The sequence below is a fragment of the Salinimicrobium sp. WS361 genome (assembly GCF_050750585.1).
In the GTDB taxonomy this organism is placed as follows: domain Bacteria; phylum Bacteroidota; class Bacteroidia; order Flavobacteriales; family Flavobacteriaceae; genus Salinimicrobium.
In genome coordinates, this window is record NZ_JBOJLM010000001.1 from 342,433 (window position 1) to 362,565 (window position 20,133).

Annotated in this window: 14 protein-coding genes; 6 read left to right on the forward strand and 8 right to left on the reverse strand. The window is 42.7% G+C overall.

Annotated features, from left to right (window positions below):
• Nucleotides 1–33 precede the first annotated feature (33 nt).
• Nucleotides 34–2,154 (forward strand): peptidylprolyl isomerase, encoded by a 2,121-nt coding sequence (locus ACQ93I_RS01625; RefSeq protein ID WP_431696855.1) that lies wholly within the window; start codon nt 34–36, stop codon nt 2,152–2,154.
• A 111-nt stretch (nt 2,155–2,265) separates the two neighbouring features.
• On the opposite strand, the gene ACQ93I_RS01630 is transcribed toward ACQ93I_RS01625, so the two are convergent.
• The gene (locus ACQ93I_RS01630; protein WP_431696856.1) at nt 2,266–3,186 is read right to left on the reverse strand and encodes a GYDIA family GHMP kinase; all 921 of its coding nucleotides are present in this window, start codon (nt 3,184–3,186) and stop codon (nt 2,266–2,268) included.
• On the reverse strand, nt 3,186–4,499 hold the full coding sequence (locus ACQ93I_RS01635) for a hydroxymethylglutaryl-CoA reductase, degradative (RefSeq protein WP_431696857.1): 1,314 nt from the start codon (nt 4,497–4,499) through the stop codon (nt 3,186–3,188). The genes ACQ93I_RS01630 and ACQ93I_RS01635 overlap by 1 nt, the downstream gene beginning before the upstream one ends.
• Before the next feature lie 208 nt (nt 4,500–4,707).
• Here ACQ93I_RS01635 and ACQ93I_RS01640 point away from each other — a divergent pair, with 208 nt between their 5' ends.
• The 4 genes from ACQ93I_RS01640 to ACQ93I_RS01655 all read left to right on the forward strand — a co-directional run bounded on the left by ACQ93I_RS01640 (nt 4,708) and on the right by ACQ93I_RS01655 (nt 10,940).
• The gene (locus ACQ93I_RS01640) at nt 4,708–6,909 is read left to right on the forward strand and encodes a S9 family peptidase (protein ID WP_431696858.1); all 2,202 of its coding nucleotides are present in this window, start codon (nt 4,708–4,710) and stop codon (nt 6,907–6,909) included.
• Nucleotides 6,909–8,504: a peptide MFS transporter gene (locus tag ACQ93I_RS01645; protein WP_431696859.1), complete on the forward strand. Its 1,596-nt coding sequence runs from the start codon at nt 6,909–6,911 to the stop codon at nt 8,502–8,504. The genes ACQ93I_RS01640 and ACQ93I_RS01645 overlap by 1 nt, the downstream gene beginning before the upstream one ends.
• Nucleotides 8,504–10,291 carry a peptide MFS transporter gene (locus ACQ93I_RS01650; RefSeq protein ID WP_431696860.1) on the forward strand — a complete coding sequence of 596 codons (1,788 nt, stop codon included), beginning with the start codon at nt 8,504–8,506 and terminating at the stop codon, nt 10,289–10,291. Before ACQ93I_RS01645 ends, ACQ93I_RS01650 begins: the two co-directional genes overlap by 1 nt.
• 97 nt (nt 10,292–10,388) lie before the next feature.
• Nucleotides 10,389–10,940 (forward strand): thioredoxin family protein, encoded by a 552-nt coding sequence (locus ACQ93I_RS01655; protein WP_431696861.1) that lies wholly within the window; start codon nt 10,389–10,391, stop codon nt 10,938–10,940.
• Between the two features lie 58 nt (nt 10,941–10,998).
• Here ACQ93I_RS01655 and ACQ93I_RS01660 read toward each other — a convergent pair whose 3' ends face one another.
• The 5 genes from ACQ93I_RS01660 to surE are packed head-to-tail and all read right to left on the reverse strand — an operon-like array spanning nt 10,999 to nt 15,776.
• Nucleotides 10,999–13,014, reverse strand: coding sequence for a ComEC/Rec2 family competence protein (locus ACQ93I_RS01660; protein WP_431696862.1), 2,016 nt, complete (start codon nt 13,012–13,014; stop codon nt 10,999–11,001).
• Between the two features lie 37 nt (nt 13,015–13,051).
• Nucleotides 13,052–13,603: a C40 family peptidase gene (locus ACQ93I_RS01665; RefSeq protein WP_431696863.1), complete on the reverse strand. Its 552-nt coding sequence runs from the start codon at nt 13,601–13,603 to the stop codon at nt 13,052–13,054.
• Entirely contained in the window at nt 13,600–14,718 is a 1,119-nt protein-coding gene (lpxB, locus tag ACQ93I_RS01670; RefSeq protein ID WP_431696864.1) for a lipid-A-disaccharide synthase, read from the reverse strand. Before lpxB ends, ACQ93I_RS01665 begins: the two co-directional genes overlap by 4 nt.
• Before the next feature lies 1 nt (nt 14,719).
• Entirely contained in the window at nt 14,720–15,001 is a 282-nt protein-coding gene (locus ACQ93I_RS01675) for a hypothetical protein (RefSeq protein ID WP_431696865.1), read from the reverse strand.
• On the reverse strand, nt 14,994–15,776 hold the full coding sequence (surE, locus tag ACQ93I_RS01680; RefSeq protein ID WP_431696866.1) for a 5'/3'-nucleotidase SurE: 783 nt from the start codon (nt 15,774–15,776) through the stop codon (nt 14,994–14,996). The genes ACQ93I_RS01675 and surE overlap by 8 nt, the downstream gene beginning before the upstream one ends.
• Nucleotides 15,777–15,921: 145 nt before the next feature.
• On the opposite strand from surE, the gene ACQ93I_RS01685 reads away from it, so the two are divergent.
• Nucleotides 15,922–18,054, forward strand: a complete 2,133-nt coding sequence (locus ACQ93I_RS01685) for a carboxy terminal-processing peptidase (RefSeq protein WP_431696867.1) — start codon at nt 15,922–15,924, stop codon at nt 18,052–18,054.
• Nucleotides 18,055–18,880: 826 nt separating this feature from the next.
• Here the strand turns inward: ACQ93I_RS01685 and rodA are convergent.
• Nucleotides 18,881–20,131 (reverse strand): rod shape-determining protein RodA, encoded by a 1,251-nt coding sequence (gene rodA / locus ACQ93I_RS01690; protein WP_431696868.1) that lies wholly within the window; start codon nt 20,129–20,131, stop codon nt 18,881–18,883.
• Between the last annotated feature and the right edge of the window lie 2 nt (nt 20,132–20,133).

Consider the following 20,133-nt stretch of genomic DNA (forward strand, 5'->3'; position numbering starts at 1 on the left):
CGCCCCCTATATTTTAGAATTAATTATAAGATAATGGCAGTATTAAATTCAATAAGGCAACGTTCGGTCTTCCTTATCGTAATCATTGCTTTGGCACTTTTCTCATTCGTTTTAGCCGATGTGATTAGGAACGGAGGGATGGTTTCTCAGAAATCACAGAATACCATAGCGACAATTAATGGTGAGGACATTGATAGAGAGCAGTTTGCCCGTCAGGTTGAGTCTTTGCAGCGTAACATGGGTCAAAATGCGACCACTGCACAAGTTGTGAACCAGGTGTGGGAAATGAACGTTCGTAGAACGCTTATGCAAGAGCAGTTTGAAGAGCTGGGTATTCGTGTAGAAGAAGCTCAGGTGAAAGAGATGATGAGAAGGGAACTGGCAAACAATCCTAATTTCACTAACGAGGCCGGAGTTTTTGATGAAGCCAAATTAAGAGAATATGTAGCTACTTTAAGATCTACTTCTCCCCAGGCATATCAGCAATGGTTAGATTTTGAAACCAGTCTTGCCGAAACTGCCAGAGAGCAAATCTATCTTAACCTGGTTCGTGCCGGGGTAGGGGCAACGCTTCTTGAAGGCGAGCAGGCTTACAGGTTTACTAACGATAATGTAGACATGGAGTTTGTTCACATTCCCTATACTACAGTTGAAGACTCACAGGTAGAAATTTCTAAAGATGAGATCAGAGACTACGTAAAAGCACATCCGGGACAGTTTAAAACTGAACCTACCAGAGACATCCAGTACGTTCTTTATGAAGAAACTGCTTCTGTTGAAGATGAAGCTGAAGTAAAAACTGAGCTGCTAGGACTTCTTAATGATAAAGTAGAATTCAACGCTGCAACCAATACCAGCGATACGGTTGAAGGTTTTGCAACAACCAGAAACTGGGAAACTCTCGTTAATGAAAGATCTGATGAAAAATTCCAGGACAGGTTCGTGTTCAAAAACCAATTACCTGTAGATCATGCAGACTCTCTGTTCAACCTTAATGAAGGAGAAGTGTACGGGCCATTTAAGTTCAATGGTTCTTACAGGCTTGCAAGAGTAGTTGAAACTGCTCAGATTCCAGATTCTGCAAAAGCAAGACACATTCTTGTATCATGGCAGGGTTCTCCGGTAGGAGGACAGGTGACCAGGAGTAAAGAGCAGGCGCAGCAATTGGCTGATAGCCTTGCTAACGTAGTAAAAGGTAACAAAGATAAATTCGCTGAGCTTGCTTCAGAATTCTCTGCCGATGCTTCCAACAAAGAAGATGCAGGTCAGCTTGGCTGGTTTGGTCCTGGAGCAATGGTGCCTCCATTCAATGATTTCGTGTTTAACAATAACGAAGGATCTATAGGAGTAGTTGAAACTCAATTTGGATACCACGTGATCCACATCCAGGAGCAAACTGAAAAAGAAAAAGCTGTTAAACTGGCAACTGTTTCAAGAGCGATCCAGCCTTCAGAAAAAACATCAAACGAGCTTTTTGCTGAAGTGACAAAATTTGAGCTCGGTGCAAAAGATGGCAACTTTGCTGATCTTGCAAAAGAGGGAGGAAAAGAAGTGAGACCGGTAAAAGAAATTAAACAACTCGAAGAAAATATCCCAGGTATTGGTGCGCAGAGAAGAATTGTGCAATGGGCATTTGAAGAAGAAGTAGAAGTTGGGGATATTAGAAGGTTTGAAGTTCCTTCAGGATATGTGGTGGCGCAGGTTACCGGATTGAACAAAGGTGGCCTTAAATCGGCTGAAGCTGCGTCTGCAACCGTTATACCAATTCTTCAGAAGCAAAAGAAAGCTGAGATTATAAAATCTGAGATCAGCGGAAACGATCTTCAGGCCATCGCCCAAAAGCAGGGAGTGCAGGTAAATACTGCAAACGCAGTGAACCGCAATAGCCCAACCCTTCCAGGTGTTGGAAGTGAGCCAAAAGTTGTGGGAGCAGCTTTCGGACTTGAAAGTGGTGAAACCAGCAGTCCTCTAGAGGGTGAAAAAGGAGTTTTTGTAGTGAAAGTACTTCAAAAAAATGACGCTCCTCAAATGGAATCTTATCGCCCTTATGCTGCAAGAGAGGCTTCTGCCCGACGCATAACTGTGAACACTGAGGTTTTCCAGGCGCTTAAAGAATCTGCAGAAATTGAAGATAACCGCGCAAGGTTCTACTAGGATCCTGTTAGGAAAATTTATAAGAAAAGCCCTTCATTTGAGGGGCTTTTTTCATTTCATGCGGCGATGTAAAAAAGGGTTAGCTTAAATATTCCTGTGAAGGACAAAAAGTTATTGTAAGATCATATCAGCATAGGAGAGGATGGTGTTGTAACCTTTACTTCTGAAGTATTCCATATCCTTCGCTGTGCCCGTGACCATTACAAAATCGCCGCCCCAGCCTCCAAGGCTTTTTATTGCCCCCGGGTAATCTGGGAACAGGCGGGATTTGACCTTTTGCAGCCCTACCAGCTGTGAGATGATGTTTTCATGTACTTCCAGAAGCATTTTAAACTCTAAAAGATCTTTACTGCTAATTAAACTATGGGTGAGTGCCGAAATTTTATCAACACCCGTGTTTAAAGCTGTTTTGTCCTGCTGCCTGTAATGCTGTATGGCTTCCCGGCTGTTCTGTTTTTGGTTTAGGTGCACAAAAAAGATCTGGTCTTTAAAAGCAGGGTCAAATGAGGTCTTTAAAATGCTATTTTCGGAAGGGTGCTTTTCAAAGGTTATCGCGGTTTCGTGTATGGCTACTGCCACATCATAGCCGCTGCCCCCAAAAGTGTGCTTCAGGAGCTCGTAAGGGTCAATTTTTAGCCATTTGGCAAGGTTTGCAACAAGGGTAGATGATGTTCCAAGGCCCCAGTTTCTTGGGAAGTCCGATTTTGTGGAGATTTCAAATCCACCTTCAGAAAATTTCTCCCGAGCCATTTTTCTGGCAAAAAAGAGTGTCAAAAATAGCATTTTTGACACCTCATTTTTTTCATGCTTCCGTGGTGCTTCCGAAGATGTTAAAGCTGAAATTTCAAAGTTGTCTTCAAACCATATTTCCTGTTTTTCATCGTAACTTTTCCACTTTATTACCGGCTCTTCAATGTTTGTGACTTCCAGGCTTTGTCCAAATTTTGTAGGTAAGGCAAAACCGGTGGCGCCATCAAGAATAACATATTCTCCGCTTATCAGTAATTTTCCGTGACTGTGGAATACCTCCATTAGCTTCTCAATTTTTCAAGTTGCTGCTCCACAGCGCTGTGCGAAACATTGTGGTTCTTAAAATAGTTTGTTAGCACTTCTTTTTCCTGTGCTGTTGCCTGGAATTGGTTGAGGATATTCATAAGGTGCATTTTCATGTGTCCCTGCTGAATTCCCGTAGTGATAAGTGACTTTACGGCGGCAAAATTCTGTGCCAGGCCGGCTACTGCCACTATTTTCATCAATTCTTCGGCTGAAGGTTTTTGCAGAATTTCCAGGGCGATCTTTGAAAGCGGATGTAACGCCGTGAGACCACCTACCGTTCCCAGGGCCAGCGGAATCTCCATCCAGAACCTGAACTGCCCATCCTGTACTTCGGCGTGGGTAAGGCTGCTGTATTTTCCCTCTTTTGAAGCATACGCGTGAATGCCCGCTTCTACCGCTCTAAAATCGTTTCCTGTGGCCAGTACTACCGCGTCAATTCCGTTCATTATGCCTTTGTTGTGGGTCACGGCCCTGTAGGGTTCGGTTTCAGCGATCTTGAGAGCCCTAACAAATTTTGCAGCGAAATCTTCCCCGCTCATGCCCTGATCGGCCAACGCTGTTACCGGGCAGGAAACTTCAGCCCTTACAATACAACCGGGTACATAATTGGAAAGTATGCTCATTACGATCTCTATCTCCTTTTCGGTAGCATTAAAAGCCTCATGGCTCTTAGCTGCTTCACGAAAAGTTTCAGCAAAACGCTCCAGGCAGGAGTTGATGAAATTTGCACCCATCGAGTCTTTGGTCTCAAAAGTGCAGTGCAGTTGGTAGTAATTGTCGAGCAAATTTGTTTTGTCACGCAGCTCCATATTCATTACTCCGCCGCCGCGCTTCTCCATGTTTTTGGTGAGGGGAGCGACCGCTTCAAGTAATGCTGGTTTGATGCTATTGAAAAAATGCTCCAGCTTTTTACCGTCTCCGCAGTACATGAAATGTACCTGGCCAATCTTTTCTGTTCCCAATACTTTGGCTTTAAAACCGCCCCTGTCGCTCCAGAATTTGGCTGCTTTGCTCGCAGCAGCAATTACCGAGCTTTCTTCTATAGCCATGGGTACCGCGTAAAGCCGGTCATTGATAAGAAAATTGGGGGCAAGCCCAAAAGGCAGGTAGTAATTTGACAGGGTGTTCTCTGTAAACTCCTCGTGGAGCTGTTGCAGGCCGGAGTCCGGGTTCCAGTACTGGGTTAATATCTTCCTGGCGTTTGTATTGTGAGCCAGGTAAGTTTGGCTAAGCCAGTCAATTTTCTCCTCTTTTGACAGTTTGGAAAAGCCCGAAATAGGTGTAATCATTATGTGAAATTTGAGAGCACAAAGATACAATTACTGTAAGAAACATGGCAGCTGTTAGAATTTCTGGAGCAGGGGGAGCAAAACTTACAGATTTGCAGATCTACACTCATTCGGTTCATTAACATCTTCTTATGATTTAACAGCAGAAAGCCTGTTTTTTAGCCGAATTTTTACTAAACTTGGCAAGCAAATTTTTTAAACGCAAAAAATGAAGTTGACCTACGGGTTTTTGGCCCTTTTTCTTTTGGCTACAACGGTTCTCACTGCGCAGAAAAAAGCAATTACACTTGAAGACATTTGGGGAGGAACATTCCGGCAGGAAAGAATGGAAGCCCTGCAATCTCTCAATAATGGAGAAGAGTATGTGGTGCTTAATTTTGATCGAAGTGCAGGTACATCAGCCATAGACGCTTATTCTTACAAGACCGGTGAAAAGACAAGAACTATTCTTAACAGTAAGGATCTTGAGGAGATTCAATATTTTTCGGAATATGAATTCAGTGAAAATGAATCCAAACTGGTGCTGGGCACAGAGATCGAATCTATTTACAGACACTCTACCCGCGGGATCTTTTACGTGTACGACCTGCAAACGAATGAGCTGAAGAAGATTTCAGAAGAAAAAATCAAGGAACCTACCCTGTCGCCCAATGGTGAGAAGGTTGCTTATGTATTCAAAAATGACATTTTCGTGAAAGATCTTTCCTCCGGAAAAGTGACGCAGGTTACTACAGACGGGGAGATGAACAAGATCATTAACGGGGTGGCCGATTGGGTGTACGAGGAGGAATTTTCTTTTGTGCGCGCTTTTCAGTGGAATAAATCTGGTGATAAAATCGCTTTTTTGAAGTTCGACGAAACTGAAGTCCCCGAATTCTCTATGGATGTTTACGGGCAGGATCTTTATCAAACCCAAACAGTCTTTAAGTACCCTAAAGTAGGAGAAAAGAATTCAGACATAAGCCTTCATATTTATGATCTTCAGCAGGAAGAAGTTTCAGACGTAAATTTGGGTGATTATGAAGATTTTTATATTCCGCGGATAAAATGGACCAATGATGCCAATGTGCTAAGTGCACAGGTTCTTAACCGTCATCAAAATGTACTCGATCTTATCTTTGTTGATGCTGAAGCTAATGAAGCTAAAATAGTGCTCACAGAAACCGATGAAGCTTATGTAGATGTCACCGATAATTTGACATTTTTGGAAGATAACAGCTTCATCTGGACCAGTGAAAAAGATGGCTGGAATCACATTTATCTCTACGACAAGAACGGTAAACTGAAAAATCAGGTGACCAGAGGAAACTGGGAGGTGACCAATTACTACGGTCTTGATCCTAAAACCAAAACTATTTTCTACCAAAGTACCGAGAACGGAAGCATCAATCGCGATGTGTTTTCAGTAAAGACCAACGGAAAGAACAAAAAACAACTTACAGATAAGGTAGGGCAAAATAGTGCCGACTTTAGTGCAGATTTTACATACTTCATCAACAGTTACAACAGCGCAACTACACCTTATGAGTTTACCCTGCACCTCGCAAAGAATGGGAAACTTGTAAGGGAGATTGTCAATAATGAGGAGCTTTTGGAGCAAATGGCCGGGTATGAGATTGTTCCGAAGGAATTCTCAACTCTTGCGGTTAATGGCGCCGATCTCAATATGTGGATGATCAAGCCTGCTGATTTTGATCCTGCAAAAGAGTATCCACTTTTTGTCGCGCAGTATTCTGGGCCCGGTTCTCAGGAAGTAGGTAACCGCTTTAACAGCACGAATGATTACTGGTATCAAATGCTTGCCAGCAAAGGATATATTGTAGTGGGAATTGATCCTCGCGGTACAGGATTTAAAGGTGCTGCCTTTAAGAAGGTGACTCAAAAGGAACTTGGTAAATATGAAGTGGAAGATATCATTGAAGCCGCACGAATTTTAGGGGCCAGAGATTATATTGATGAAAACAACATGGGTATTTGGGGCTGGAGCTATGGAGGTTTTATGTCTTCAAACGCTATTCTTAAAGGTAATGACGTCTATAAAATGGCTATTGCAGTGGCACCGGTTACCAGCTGGAGATTTTACGATAGCATTTATACTGAAAGGTATATGACCACACCGCAGGAGAATCCTTCGGGATATGATGAGAATTCCCCCATCAATCATGTGGAGAAACTAAAAGGTGATTACCTGCTTATTCATGGTACAGGAGATGACAATGTTCATGTTCAAAACACCATGAGAATGATAGAAGCCCTCGTGCAGGCGAACAAACAGTTTGACTGGGCAATATATCCCGATAAAAATCACGGTATTTACGGTGGAAATACCCGTATGCACCTTTACACGCTCATGACGAACTTCATCGAAGAAAATCTAAAAGTTAATTCTAATATCAAATCATCCCTATAATGGCACAGGCAACAACAGCACCTCAAAAGAGTGAATTATTTGGTCACCCGGTAGGTCTTTACATTTTATTTTTTACTGAAATGTGGGAGCGCTTTTCCTATTACGGAATGCGCGCCATTCTCGTACTCTATCTTGTTAGCGCTACCCAGGGCGGAAATGCCGGACTCGGCTGGACCAATGCCGAAGCTTTAGCGCTTTACGGATGGTACACAATGCTGGTATATGTGGCTTCCATTCCGGGAGGTATAATAGCCGATAAACTTCTGGGTCAGAAAAAAACTGTGCTGTGGGGAGGAATAATTTTAGTGGCAGGACACGGGATACTCGCAGTTGAAGAAATGTGGGCATTCTACACAGGGCTTGGGTTAATTATTGCCGGCGTGGGAATGCTTAAACCTAATATTTCTACCATGGTGGGAGGTCTCTACAAAGAAGGGGACATTCGCCGTGATAAAGGATTTACCATATTTTACATAGGGATCAACCTGGGAGCTTTTCTTTCAAGTTTAATTGTAGGTTATGTAGGTGAGAATATTGGATGGCACTGGGGCTTCGGTCTTGCAGGAATAGCCATGGCACTGGGACTTCTAGTGTACCTGTGGGGGCAAAAATATCTTACAGAAGTAGGGAATTTACTTTCAAAAGCTGAAAGAGATTCAGGTGCTTCTTTTGGCGGGATGTTCAAAGATCTTTTCAAATCTCCGCTACAGTTAACAATTACTGCTGTGCTACTGGTAGGTTCAATCTACTATCTTCTTGCCATAGACATCGCATATGGTTTCCTATTCATATTCCTAACCTTCGTAACTGCCATGATGCTCATGGTTTATAAAGATCTTACCACGCAGGTAATGAAAGACAGGTATATTGTAATGCTGCTTTCGTTTATCCTGGTAATTGTGTTCTGGGGAGCTTTTGAACAGGCCGGTGGACTTATGAATATCTATGCTCTAGAGAAAACTGACAGGTCATTGCCATTTAGTCTGCCATTGATAGGTAGTGAAGTACCTGCTTCCTGGTTTCAGTCTTTAAATGCACTTTTCATTATTATTTTCGGGGTGATCGTAGCCAACTTCTGGGCTAAGAGAAAACTGAAGAGTAAAGAAGCTTCTTCTATCTTTAAAATGGCAATTGGGGTTATCATCATGGGGCTTGGATTTGTTTTCATGGTATTTGCCTCTATGGAATTTCAGAACAATGGAGCTTCGGCTATGTACTGGCTGGTATTGGCTTATCTATTCCACACGATTGGAGAACTGAGTTCTTCGCCGGTGGCACTTTCATTCATTACCAAGCTTGCACCGGTAAAATACGCCTCTTTAATGATGGGGGTTTATTTTGCAGCGACAGGTCTTGGGAACAAGGTTGCGGGAATTGTGGGAGAATATTCTTCTGAAGCTGGTGATGGAACCATCTTTATGGGAATTACCATTTTCACTGTTGCTTTCGCTATCCTTGTACTGTTAATGCTTAAGCCTCTTAAACGTCTTACTCACGGAGTAGAAGATGAAGAGCGCGAGTTACCACAGCAGGAAAAATTTGAACTCGGTGACGATGATCTTGTAGAAAAAGAAGCAAATAAAAGAAGAAGATAATGGCAGCTACGGTTCCAGCGGCAGAGAACGATTTCTTTAAATCAAAAGTTTTGGGCCATCCCGCCGGCCTATTTGTTCTTTTCTTTACAGAGATGTGGGAGCGCTTTTCATTCTACGGAATGCGGGTTCTCCTTATCAACTTCCTCACCATGGCAATTGTGGGCGTGGATAACCCCGGTTGGGGTTGGAGTGCAGAGAACGCAGGTGCCCTTTTTGGGACCTATGCAGGTTTGCTTTACCTTACCCCTATTGCAGGTGGTATCATAGCCGATAAGATCACCGGCTATCGCTGGGCGGTGGTTATTGGTGCTGCAATTATGACCCTGGGCCATGCATCTATGGCTTTAGAAACCGAATTCTCCCTGTATTTTGGGCTTGCTTTGCTGGTTATAGGAACAGGGTTCTTTAAACCGAATATCACCTCGATTATTTCTGAAATGTATGACGGTAAGCCCGATAAGAAAGATGGGGCTTACACTATATTCTACATGGGGGTAAATGCCGGAGCTTTCTTCGGAATGATGTTGTGTGGCTACCTGGCCGAAAGAGTAGGATGGAGCTGGGGCTTTGGTCTTGCAGGTATTTTTATGTTCCTTGGAACCCTGCAGTTCTGGCTGGCAAAACCTCTCTTTGGTAACATAGGTGGTGTGCCAGATAAAGCTAAACTGGCTGAAGAAAAGGCTAAAGAAGAAGCATCTGGAGTCAAAGATCATTCTCACAACCCATTCACGCTTTTAGACAAGATCCTGGTGGTTGCCACTTCAGTTATTGGTTTGTTGTATTTGATCAATGATCCCGTTTCCAGAATCGCAAATCTCAATTTACTGCCGGCTGTAATGCCTTTCGACTTTCAGGGGGAGCCTTTTTCAGGACCACTTGGGCTGGCATTAATTGGCCTCGGGCTATTCCTGGTTCTGGTCATTTCCCGTATCTCTAGATATGCTAAAGTGGTACGCGACCGGATGATAGCCGTAATTATCTTCGCATTTTTCACGGTTTTCTTCTGGATGTCTTTTGAGCAGGGAGCTACTTCCCTCATCATTTTTGCACGTGACTCTGTAGACAGGGTCTTAGTGGGCGGAGGAGCCACTATTTTTAATATATTCAATACCCTGCTCACCGTGGTGCCGCTCATGATCATCACCTGGGTTTTGTATTTGTTATGGAAGCAGACTCATAAACGAGTGCTGGGATCTAATGTTGTTCTGGTAATTTGCTTCGGAATAATTTGGGCTATCGTGATCTGGATGCTTGTAAGAGAATTTCAGGGAGACGCGACTGAAATCACTGTTTCATGGTTCAGTATTCTCAACTCTTTCTTTATTATAGTATTTGCCTCTTTCTTCTCAAAATGGTGGGAAAGCAAGTACAATCCTTCCGCAGCATGGAAGTACAGCTTTGGTTTGATCCTGCTCGGGATTGGTTTCGGATTGCTGGCCTTTGGGTCAAGCGGTGTAGCCGAAGGAGCCAAAGTAAGTATGATCTGGCTTATCCTCGCATATCTTTTCCATACGCTGGGCGAACTTTGTCTTTCTCCACTTGGTCTTTCTTATGTGAGTAAGCTGGTGCCGGCAAGGATGATCGCCTTTATGTTCGGGATGTGGTATCTCGCCATTGCAATCGGGAACAAGCTGGCAGGTTCCTTTGGAGGTATGATTGATGAGATCACACACCAATACAGCCTCTCTACTTTCTTTCTTATTTTTACTGTGGTTCCTATTACCGCCGGGGTTTTAGTGGCGGTGCTGAATCCTTTACTGAAGAAATTGATGCACGGGGTTAAATAATTTCCTCTCTAAAATGTTATTTTTACGCCCTCATTCCTGAGGGCGTAGTTTTTTTGGAAATTTCGGAATGACTATTGCTAAAAAACAAAGAAAAAGTATGAAGAAAATTATTCTTAGCCTTGCTGTTTTGCTGTTTTCGGCTTCTGCCATGCTGGGACAGGAGATCAAGTGGATGACCATGAATGAGGCCCTTGAAGCTCAAAAGAAAGCGCCTAAAAAAATATTCATGGATGCCTACACCACCTGGTGTGGCCCGTGCAAGATGCTCGATAAGAACACTTTTTCTAATAAAGATGTGATTAAATACATAAACCAGCATTATTATCCCGTAAAATTCAATGCTGAAGGTATCGAGGAAGTCAATTACCAGGGCATGGCATTTAAGAACCCGAATTACGATCCTAAGAGAAGGGGCCGAAATAGTCAGCATGATTTTGCAAGGGCTATGAAGATCACCGGCTACCCCAGTCTGGTCTTTTTTGATGAAGAGGCTAACCTGATAGGGCCAATTCCCGGGTACCGCACTCCGCAGCAACTCGAGCTGTTCCTAAAGATGTTTGTGGATGAAGATTATAAGAAAATAACCAGTCCCGAAGCCTTTCAGGATTATTCCGCGGCTTTTGAAAACGAATTCACAGATTCAAAATAGCTTTTTTGAACATGAAATTTTAGGTCTCCCGGGTTTTCAAAACTTGTGAGGCCTTTTTTTATTCCAGGATATAAGCCCCATCTTTACCGGTGTAGAAAAATGGAATGTGGTTCGCTCTTGCAGTTTTCTCCCATCTTTTTATAAGCGCAGGATAATTGCTGCCATCTGCAATGATGACTTCAGGTTTAAAATTCATTAAGACCCGCTCCAGATTGATCCTGGGAGCGCCCGAGAGGAGCAGGTGAGTGTTCAAAGGCGTTTGCTTCGGAAGGATTGCGCTACTGTCAGCCACCACTAAGAAATGCCCTTTTTGAAGGTATATATTTTGAAGCGGCGCTTCCCTGATTTGTTGAAGATCTTCTCCCCCCATGAAATTTTGAAGCAGCTTCAGGTCTTTTGCAGGTGTTAGGAGGTTGTGGTGCAGCTGTAACCAATCACTTTGCTGTTGTCCTATCAGGCTGTTTCGGCTTTTGTGAAAAACAATAAGCCGGTTCTCTCTTTTTACTTCGGAAGAAATATAAACCGATTGCAGGATTATTACTGAAAACAGGACAGGGATGAATTTTTTATAGCTGAAGCTTTTCCATAGCAGAAATGCAGCGAACAAAAAGAAATACCAGCTCCAGACTTCCGGTAAGCTGAAGGCAATGTCTTTAAAGAGGAATTGTTCGTGCCCGGCAATCCAGTCCACTGTTTTAATCAGGGTTTCGATGATGATTCCGTAGGTTTCAGCAATAAATGAGGGCAACACATCTACGACAGCCAAAAAGATGACCAGCACGCCCAAAATAAGAATGAGGCCCAGGAACGGAAGGATAAGCAGGTTTGTGAGAAAGAAGAGGCCGGGAAACTGGTGGAAATAATAGAGGCTTAGGGGTAAAACCCCAATTTGCGCAGCAAGAGTAACGCTGAGCAAATCCCAAAGATATTTTACAACCCGGTTTGTGGGAGCGTATAGCCTGTGAAACAAAGGCTGAAAAAGCACAATGGAAAGCACCGCCAGATAGCTCAGTTGAAAACCGACTTCAAAGATCCATCCCGGCTTGATGAGTAGCAGTAGGAACAGCGAAAGGAAAATGGAATTGAGGGTTCCGGTGCGTCGTTTTATTTCCATGCCTACGGCAATAAAGCTGAACATGGTCACAGCCCTCACCACCGAGGGCGAAAGTCCTGCCAGTACAGCGAAGCCCCAGAGACATAAAATAAGCAGGAAAGTCTTTAAGAATTTACCATTTTTGAGACTTGTAATAGGTTTAAAAAGCCAGTGTAACATCAACAAAATGATTCCCACATGCAGGCCCGATACTGCGAGGATGTGTATGGCTCCTGCTGCAGCAAAATTGTTGTAGGTCTGTGCTGAAATATCCTGTTTTTGACCCAGCAGCAGCGCCTGTACCAAAGAAAGCTCCTCCTGTCCAAAATTATTCTTTTTAAGTGCTAAAGTGATTTTACGCCTTAAATTTGCCGCTGCTATTTTTATTCCGGATTCTTTTTTATCCAGGGTTTTTGAAATCCCATGGCGGAGATTGGCCTGTCGCCAAACTCCTTTTCTGTTCATAAAAGCAGCATAATCGAACTGGTGTAGATTTAGGGGCGCAGGAATGGGAGCTAAAGTGGAAGAAATCAGGAGGTGCTCACCTTCCAAAAATGGCATTTTAAGGCTGTCTTTTGGAAGCAGGAGCAGGAGCTTTCCATGCGCAGATTTTCCGTTGACCGCGTTCACTTCAGCAATATATTTATCGCTGTAGAGATCGGGTTTTAGCGTTTCCAGGATACTGAGCTTCAGAAGTGGCATTTCTTCCGAAGAAATTTTGTTGATGTAGTGCTGTGGCTGGTTTTTGGGAAGGTGAAGGCTTGCAGAAAAGATTCCGAAGAGAAAAAAGAGGAGGGCGACACTGCTTCCGAAGAAAAGATCAGGGAAAAGCAGTTTTCGGGCTCTAAAAAATGTTAGGAGAAATAATAGGATTCCCGGCAGTAGTGCCAAAAATGCCATTTTTAGCGAGAGCTCCAAATAAAAGCCGCTGCATGTTCCCAGCAGCAGCAAAATGGTAAGCCGAATGATTGCAGTATTCAAATTATTATCTCCTAGGTGTTTAGCCTAAGATAATAATTTACAGGATGCGGCGGGCCATCACAAAATGCTCTTTCCAGTAATTTTCATTGAGCGCCGAAATAATGACGCCGCGGGAGGTGCTGGAGTGAATAAAAAAGATATTGTCTTCATCAAGCTCTACCACCAAACCTACATGATTGATGTTCTTTTTGCGCCTGTCGGTCTTAAAAAACAGGAGATCGCCCAATTTTAGGTGCTTAAGATCGAGTTCGTCACCCAAAAGAGCCATGTCTCTGGAAGAACGCGGCAATTCGATATTATTTTCGAGGAAGCAGGTGTAGACGAGTCCCGAGCAATCCATGCCTTGCGGCGTGGTGCCGCCGTATTTGTACTTTGTGCCAAGAAACTGAAGGGCGTAATCTATGATGCTGAAGGTCTCTTCACCCACCTCTTCAATAATGTCTTCGGCGTCGTTATAGAAATCGGGAAGTTGGGCATAGTCATCCTGTTTCTCTACAACTGCGGTCTGATTCCCCACTGCAGATTTGCGTGCCCCGCAAGAAGTGAGGGTAAAGATGAGGGCCAGCAGCGTAAACCTCAGGAACTTCATTGAGCAGAGATCTTTTTAAAAATTAATTCGGCGGTCTTTTCACTTGCGCCTTTACCGCCGAGTTTTTGTTCCAGTCCGTGGTAATCGCTAAAGATCCTTTTTCTGTTTTCTTTATCGAGAATTTTGGTGAGTTCTGTTTTTAGATTTTCGCGGTTGAACTCGTTTTGGATGAGCTCTTTTACTACTTCGCGATCCATAATGAGGTTCACCAAAGAAATATAGTCGAGATTGATGATGCGTTTGGCAATTTGGTAAGAAATGAAGTTGCCTTTGTAGCAAACAACTTCGGGCACTTTAAGCAAAGCGGTTTCCAGGGTTGCGGTACCCGACGTTACCAGTGCAGCCGTGGATATTTCAAGAATATCATAGGTGCGGTTCATAACGAGGTGCACGTTTTTCTTCTTGATATACGGCCGGTAGAAGCTCTCTTCCTGGCTGGGTGCACCTGCGATAACGAACTGGTAATCTTTAAAATCGTCAGTCACGCTAAGCATGATCTCCAGCATTTTGGAGATCTCCTGCTTTCTGCTTCCCGGCAGGAGAGCGATTATAGGGCGGTCATCGAGGTTGTGCTCGGCTTTGATCTTTTCAGCCTTTACGGGAGGTCTTCCTGCAATAGCATCAATAAGCGGGTGGCCCACAAAATTGACTTTATAATTGTGCTTTTTCTCGTAGAAATTTTTCTCGAAAGGCAGGATCACATACATCTCATCAATATCGCGCTGAATGTCTTTGATCCTGTTTTCTTTCCATGCCCAGATTTGTGGAGAAATGTAGAAATGGGTTTTATAACCTTCTTTGCGGGCCCATTTTGCAATACGCAGGTTAAACCCGGGATAGTCAACAAAAATGATGACATGAGGCTCCCATTTTTTAATGTCTTCCTTACAAAATGAAATATTGCGAAGAATGGTACGCAGGTTCATAAGCACTTCAGCAAACCCCATAAATGCGAGGTCGCGGTAGTGCTTCACCGGGGTGCCGCCTTCCTGTTGCATGAGATCTCCTCCCCAAAACCTAAACTCAGCCTGGGGATCGGTCTTCTTAAGGCTTTTCATGAGGTTTGCCGCATGTAAGTCTCCCGAAGCTTCTCCTGCAATAATGTAGTATTTCATATTAACTAAGCTTTATTATCGCAATCACAAGTGCAGCAAGAATAGAGGCCATTAAGACTCCTCTTGCTCTATAGGTATATTCTTTTTTTATAAAATAAAAGAAAGGCAGGAAATTCAAAATTGCGCCTGCTGTGATAAGGGTGCCAATAAAGCCGCCGCGCATAGATTCCTGAAGTGTTTCCCATATGGGGAGATCAGAAAAAATGAGAATATAAATGAGCATTCCAACCAGATTGGCTGCAATACCTGTTACAAAACCTAAAAGGATCTCTTTCTTAATCATTGAGTTCCCATGAATTTAGATCACCCAGAAATTGGTGTGCAGTAAGGTCAAACTGAACCGGCACCACCGATACATAACCTTGAGAAAGGGCATGTTCATCACTGTCTTCTCCCTCGTCTTCATTTATAAATTTCCCCGATAACCAGTAGTAGTCGCGGCCCTGCGGATTGGTCCTCTTATCAAATTCTTCTTCCCAGCGAGCCTTGGCCTGCCTGCATACTTTGATCCCTTTTATCTCGGTTTCACTTAGCTTTGGAAGGTTTACATTTAAAACCACTCCTTTAGGAAGGCCGTGTTTTAGTACCTGCCGGGTAATTTGTTTTACAAACTTTTTGCAGGGTTCAAAATCGGCATTCAGGGAGTAATCCAGCAAGGAGAAACCAATGGCCGGGATGCCTTCAATGCCGGCTTCTACTGCGGCACTCATGGTACCCGAATAGATCACATTGATTGAAGAATTAGAACCGTGGTTAATACCACTTACACAAAGATCTGGCTTGCGGTGAAGGATTTCCTGGGTAGCGATTTTCACACAGTCGGCCGGAGTTCCGGAGCAGCTGTATTCTTTATGCTTGTAGTTTTCTTTTACTGTAATTTGATCACAAAAGAGGGTGTCGCTAATGGTGATAGCGTGTCCCATCCCGCTTTGGGGACTGTCTGGGGCGACCACAATCACGTCTCCCAACTGCTTCATGACCTCTATAAGGGCTCGAATTCCAGGAGCCGTAATTCCGTCGTCATTGGTTACTAAAATGAGCGGTTTTTCCTGAGACATTATGAAAAATTTATGGCTGCTAAATTAAATTAATTTCCTGAGGAAAGGCTTATATTCGTAAATTAACAAAAAAGAACAAAACTGTGGAAGTTGGCATAGTTTTTACTGTAGTACAGGTATACTAATGATGAAAATAAAATCTATAATGAAAAGGAACTATAAGCTACTGGTGCTGGTCTTGCTGTTTGCCGCGGCTTCTTGCAGCTTTACCACCAAGACATTCAATGATCCAAATAAAGATAAAACCCTAATTGAGCTTATTTCTTATGTTCTGAAAAACGGACATTATGATGCCAAGGAGGTAGACGATTCCTTTTCTTCTGAAGTTTATAAAGATTACCTCGAGGCGCTTGATCCTCTAAAAAGGTACTTTTACGCAAGTGATATAGAAGAATTTCAGCAATATGAAACCCTTCTTGATGATCAGATAAAGAACAGCGAGATCACATTCTTTGATCTTACCCACACCCGGCTTTTAGAGCGTATGGCTGAAGCTGAAGGAATCTATAAGGAAGTTCTTGAGAAGCCTTTTAACTTTGGCAAAGAAGAAGTTTTAGATACAGATTACAGCAAACGCGACTATGTAAGTTCTAAGCAGGAGATGAAGGAAAGATGGAGAAAGCAGCTTAAATTTTCGGCTATTTCCAATTACTATGATATAAAGAAAGAACAGGAGAGAAAGCTGGAGGGCGATGCCGATTTTGTTGCAAAATCTGATGCAGAGCTGGAAAAAGAAGCACGGGAATTAACCCTGAATTCTCTGGATGAGTACTTCGACTTCAGTGATGACCTTGAAAGAAAAGATTGGTTTTCAGTATATGTAAATGCAATTGTTGAAGAATTTGACCCCCATACATTTTACTTTGCACCACAAGACAAAGATCGTTTTGATATGGCCATGAGTGGTAAACTTGAAGGTATTGGTGCACGCCTGCAAAAGAAAAACGACAATGTAAAGATTGTTGAAGTAATCTCGGGAGGACCAGCCTGGAGAGGAGAAGAAGTAGAAGTTGGTGATGAGATCATAAAAGTAAAACAGGAAGACGAGAAAGAACCAGTGAGTGTGGTTGGAATGCGACTTGATGATGCTGTTAACCTTATAAAAGGTCCTAAAGGATCTAAAGTTACCCTTACTCTTAAAAAAGTTGACGGGACTATTGAGGACGTAGACATTATAAGAGATGTTGTAGAGATAGAGGAGACTTATGCAAAAGCGGCTAAAGTAGAGAAGAATGGCCGTGTTTACGGAGTGATCAACCTGCCCAAGTTCTATTTTGATATGGAAGATTATTCTGAAAGAAATGCAGCTTCCGATGTGAAAGAGGAAATTGTAAGACTTAAGAAAGAAGGAATGGATGGGTTAGTACTTGACCTGCGAAACAACGGAGGAGGTTCTTTAAAGACGGTTGTTGATATCGCCGGATTGTTTATCAAGGAAGGGCCTATAGTACAGGTGAAGTCTAAACTTGAAGGGCAACAGGTTCTTGAAGATACAGATTCCTCAATTTTATGGGATGGTCCTTTGGTGATCCTTGTGAATGAACTTTCTGCTTCGGCTTCTGAGATTCTTGCAGCTGCAATGCAGGATTATAAAAGAGCAGTTATTATTGGAAGTAAACAAACCTACGGAAAGGGAACCGTGCAAAACGTACTTGACCTTAACCGATGGATCAAGAACAACGACCTTGGTGACCTTGGAGCCTTAAAGATCACCACTCAAAAATTCTATAGAGTGAATGGAGGTTCTACCCAGCTTGAAGGTGTGAAAAGTGACGTTGTGGTGCCCGATCGTTATTCCTTTATTGATATAGGTGAGAAGGATCAAAAGAATCCGCTGCCTTGGGATCAAATTGAAGCAGCTTCTTTTAAAGAATGGAACGGATATATCGACTTTGAGGAGACTCTCGCTAACAGCCAGAAGAGAATGGCCCAGAACGAGCATATAGACTTGATCAGAGAAAATGCAGAATGGATTAGAGATCAGCGTAACAGTACCACCTTTCCACTTAATTATGCTAAATTCAGCAGGGAAATGGAACTGAATGAAGAGCAGGCAAAGAAATTTGACAGGCTCTCAGAATACCAGTCAGACCTCAGTTTTGAATCGCTTCCTTACGAGATTAAATTGTTTGAAGTCGATACTGTACTTTCTGAGAAAAGAGAAAGATGGCACGAGAATCTTAAGAGTGATATCTACATGGAAGAGGCGGTGCATGTACTGGAAGACATGAAGATGAATAACATCAAGAAGTCTGGTTTAGCCGATGTCAAGAAATAGAAGACGAGAAACATAGTATTCAAAAAGGGCTTTTTTAAGCCCTTTTTTTATGGCTTATTTTCAGCGTTCATAGTGATGACTAAAAAGAGGAAGCTAATGAGGAGTTTTGAGGAGGTATGTGCTTTGATTAATGACAGTTTTCGGGTTTAGATTGTGAAGAAGAAGCCTTATCCCGATTTAACCACAGCACAGGTTTTTTGTGTCTAATTTTTTCGGAATAATGCAGTCGTTAAATACCTTTTTTGAGAGGTATAGATTAGATATTTATTCCCGGCTGCTATTTTTTCATGATGGGGCCTTGAAACTCTAAACTATCGACTCCTGACTATCAAATGAATTCATCGAAAGCACAAGTTTGTTATGACTAATATCTTCCGAAAAATGCAGTTGTAAAAATACCTTTTTTGAGAGGTATAGATTAGATATTTATTCCCGGCTGCTATTTTTTCATGATGGGGCCTTGAAACTCTAAACTATCGACTCCTGACTATCAAATAAATTCATCGAAAGCACAAGTTTGTTATGACTAATATCTTCCGAAAAATGCAGTTGTAAAAATACCTTTTTTGAGAGGTATAGATCAGATATTTATTCCCGGCTGTAACCATGATCGTGACTCTAAACTATCGACTACCGACTCCTGACTATCAAATGAATCCATCGAAAGCACAAGTTTCTTATGTCTAATTTCTTCGGAAAAATTCAGTCATTAAACACCTTTTTTGAGAGGTATAGATCAGATATTTATTCCCGGCTGCAACCATGATCCTGACTCTCAACTCTCAACTCCTGACTACCGACTACAGACTACCAACTACCAACCGATCTACCAGAAAGACATGCGGTCAGAATCCAGTTTCAGGAATATAAACAGGAGTATGGTAAAGCCCCACAATCCGGAGCCGCCGTAACTAAAGAACGGCAAGGGAATCCCCACGGTAGGGAAGATGCCAATTACCATCCCGATATTGACAAAGAAGTGTAGAAAGAGGATCCCGGCCACACTGTAGCCGTACACCCTATTAAACTGGGATTTTTGTCTTTCGGCCAGGTGAATTACCCGGAGGATCAAAAAGATGAAGAGGAAAATAACCACAGCACTTCCTACAAAGCCCCATTCCTCACCAACTGTACTAAAGATGTAATCGGTATGTTGTTCGGGAACAAAATTTCCTTTTGTCTGGGTGCCTTCAGTCCATCCTTTTCCAAACCAGCTACCACTGCCAATAGCTATCTCACTCTGGTTGGTGTTGTAGCCTATTCCGCGGTTATCTACTTCTTTTCCAAGAACGATGTTGAAACGGTCGCGATGACGTTGTTCAAATATGTTCTCAAAAATATAATCTACAGAAAAAGATAGCGCAACAGCTACAATAAGCAAGCTGAGAGAGGCCATTAGACCTGCTATCCTCTTTTTCTTTAAGAAGAACAGTAGGGCCACCAGGATCGTTGCTCCAACAGAAACCCATATGGGGCCAAATAACAGGGTGAAAACGAAAACCAGCACGCCAATGACCACAACTATTAGATATCCTCCTGAGAGCCCTTCTCTGTACAGCGGAAAGAAGAAAGCGGCATATACCATGGCGCTTCCGGCATCGGGCTGCATTAAAATGATCACAGCCGGTAAGGCTATAATGATAAAGGCCTGGAATTGATGGGAAAGACTATGGATGTTAGTTTGAATGTCGCTTATGAACTTGGAAAGCGCCAGGGCTGTACCCACCTTTGCAAATTCAGCAGGCTGAAATGTAAAACTCCCTATGGCATACCAGGAAGTGGCGCCATTGATAGTTTTTCCGAAGAAAAATAAACCTGTAATAGAAATCAGGGAGATAATATAGAATATACTGGAAAAGCGTTCGTAAAACTTGGCTTCCAGAGAAAGAAGAATAATTATAAGAAAGACACTTAAAATGATAAACAACATTTGCTTACCGTAGATTTGATCAAGGTCAAAAAATGATCTTGCGGTGTCATCGAGAGATGCCGAGTATATATTTACCCAGCCAATGATTACCAGTAAAAAATAAACAAGTATAGAAAGCCAGTCAAACTGGGAAATAGTTTTGGGCATAG

What these genes read in the sequence shown, in the direction of transcription:
- ACQ93I_RS01645 (WP_431696859.1), top strand. Translation starts at nt 6,909, where the DNA reads ATGGCACAGGCAACAACAGCACCTCAAAAGAGTGAATTATTTGGTCAC.
- surE (WP_431696866.1), bottom strand. Translation starts at nt 15,776, where the DNA reads ATGTCTCAGGAAAAACCGCTCATTTTAGTAACCAATGACGACGGAATT.
- ACQ93I_RS01650 (WP_431696860.1), top strand. Translation starts at nt 8,504, where the DNA reads ATGGCAGCTACGGTTCCAGCGGCAGAGAACGATTTCTTTAAATCAAAA.
- ACQ93I_RS01635 (WP_431696857.1), bottom strand. Translation starts at nt 4,499, where the DNA reads ATGATTACACCTATTTCGGGCTTTTCCAAACTGTCAAAAGAGGAGAAA.
- rodA (WP_431696868.1), bottom strand. Translation starts at nt 20,131, where the DNA reads ATGCCCAAAACTATTTCCCAGTTTGACTGGCTTTCTATACTTGTTTAT.
- ACQ93I_RS01675 (WP_431696865.1), bottom strand. Translation starts at nt 15,001, where the DNA reads ATGATTAAGAAAGAGATCCTTTTAGGTTTTGTAACAGGTATTGCAGCC.
- ACQ93I_RS01665 (WP_431696863.1), bottom strand. Translation starts at nt 13,603, where the DNA reads ATGAAGTTCCTGAGGTTTACGCTGCTGGCCCTCATCTTTACCCTCACT.
- ACQ93I_RS01685 (WP_431696867.1), top strand. Translation starts at nt 15,922, where the DNA reads ATGAAAAGGAACTATAAGCTACTGGTGCTGGTCTTGCTGTTTGCCGCG.
- ACQ93I_RS01630 (WP_431696856.1), bottom strand. Translation starts at nt 3,186, where the DNA reads ATGGAGGTATTCCACAGTCACGGAAAATTACTGATAAGCGGAGAATAT.
- ACQ93I_RS01655 (WP_431696861.1), top strand. Translation starts at nt 10,389, where the DNA reads ATGAAGAAAATTATTCTTAGCCTTGCTGTTTTGCTGTTTTCGGCTTCT.
- ACQ93I_RS01640 (WP_431696858.1), top strand. Translation starts at nt 4,708, where the DNA reads ATGAAGTTGACCTACGGGTTTTTGGCCCTTTTTCTTTTGGCTACAACG.
- ACQ93I_RS01625 (WP_431696855.1), top strand. Translation starts at nt 34, where the DNA reads ATGGCAGTATTAAATTCAATAAGGCAACGTTCGGTCTTCCTTATCGTA.
- lpxB (WP_431696864.1), bottom strand. Translation starts at nt 14,718, where the DNA reads ATGAAATACTACATTATTGCAGGAGAAGCTTCGGGAGACTTACATGCG.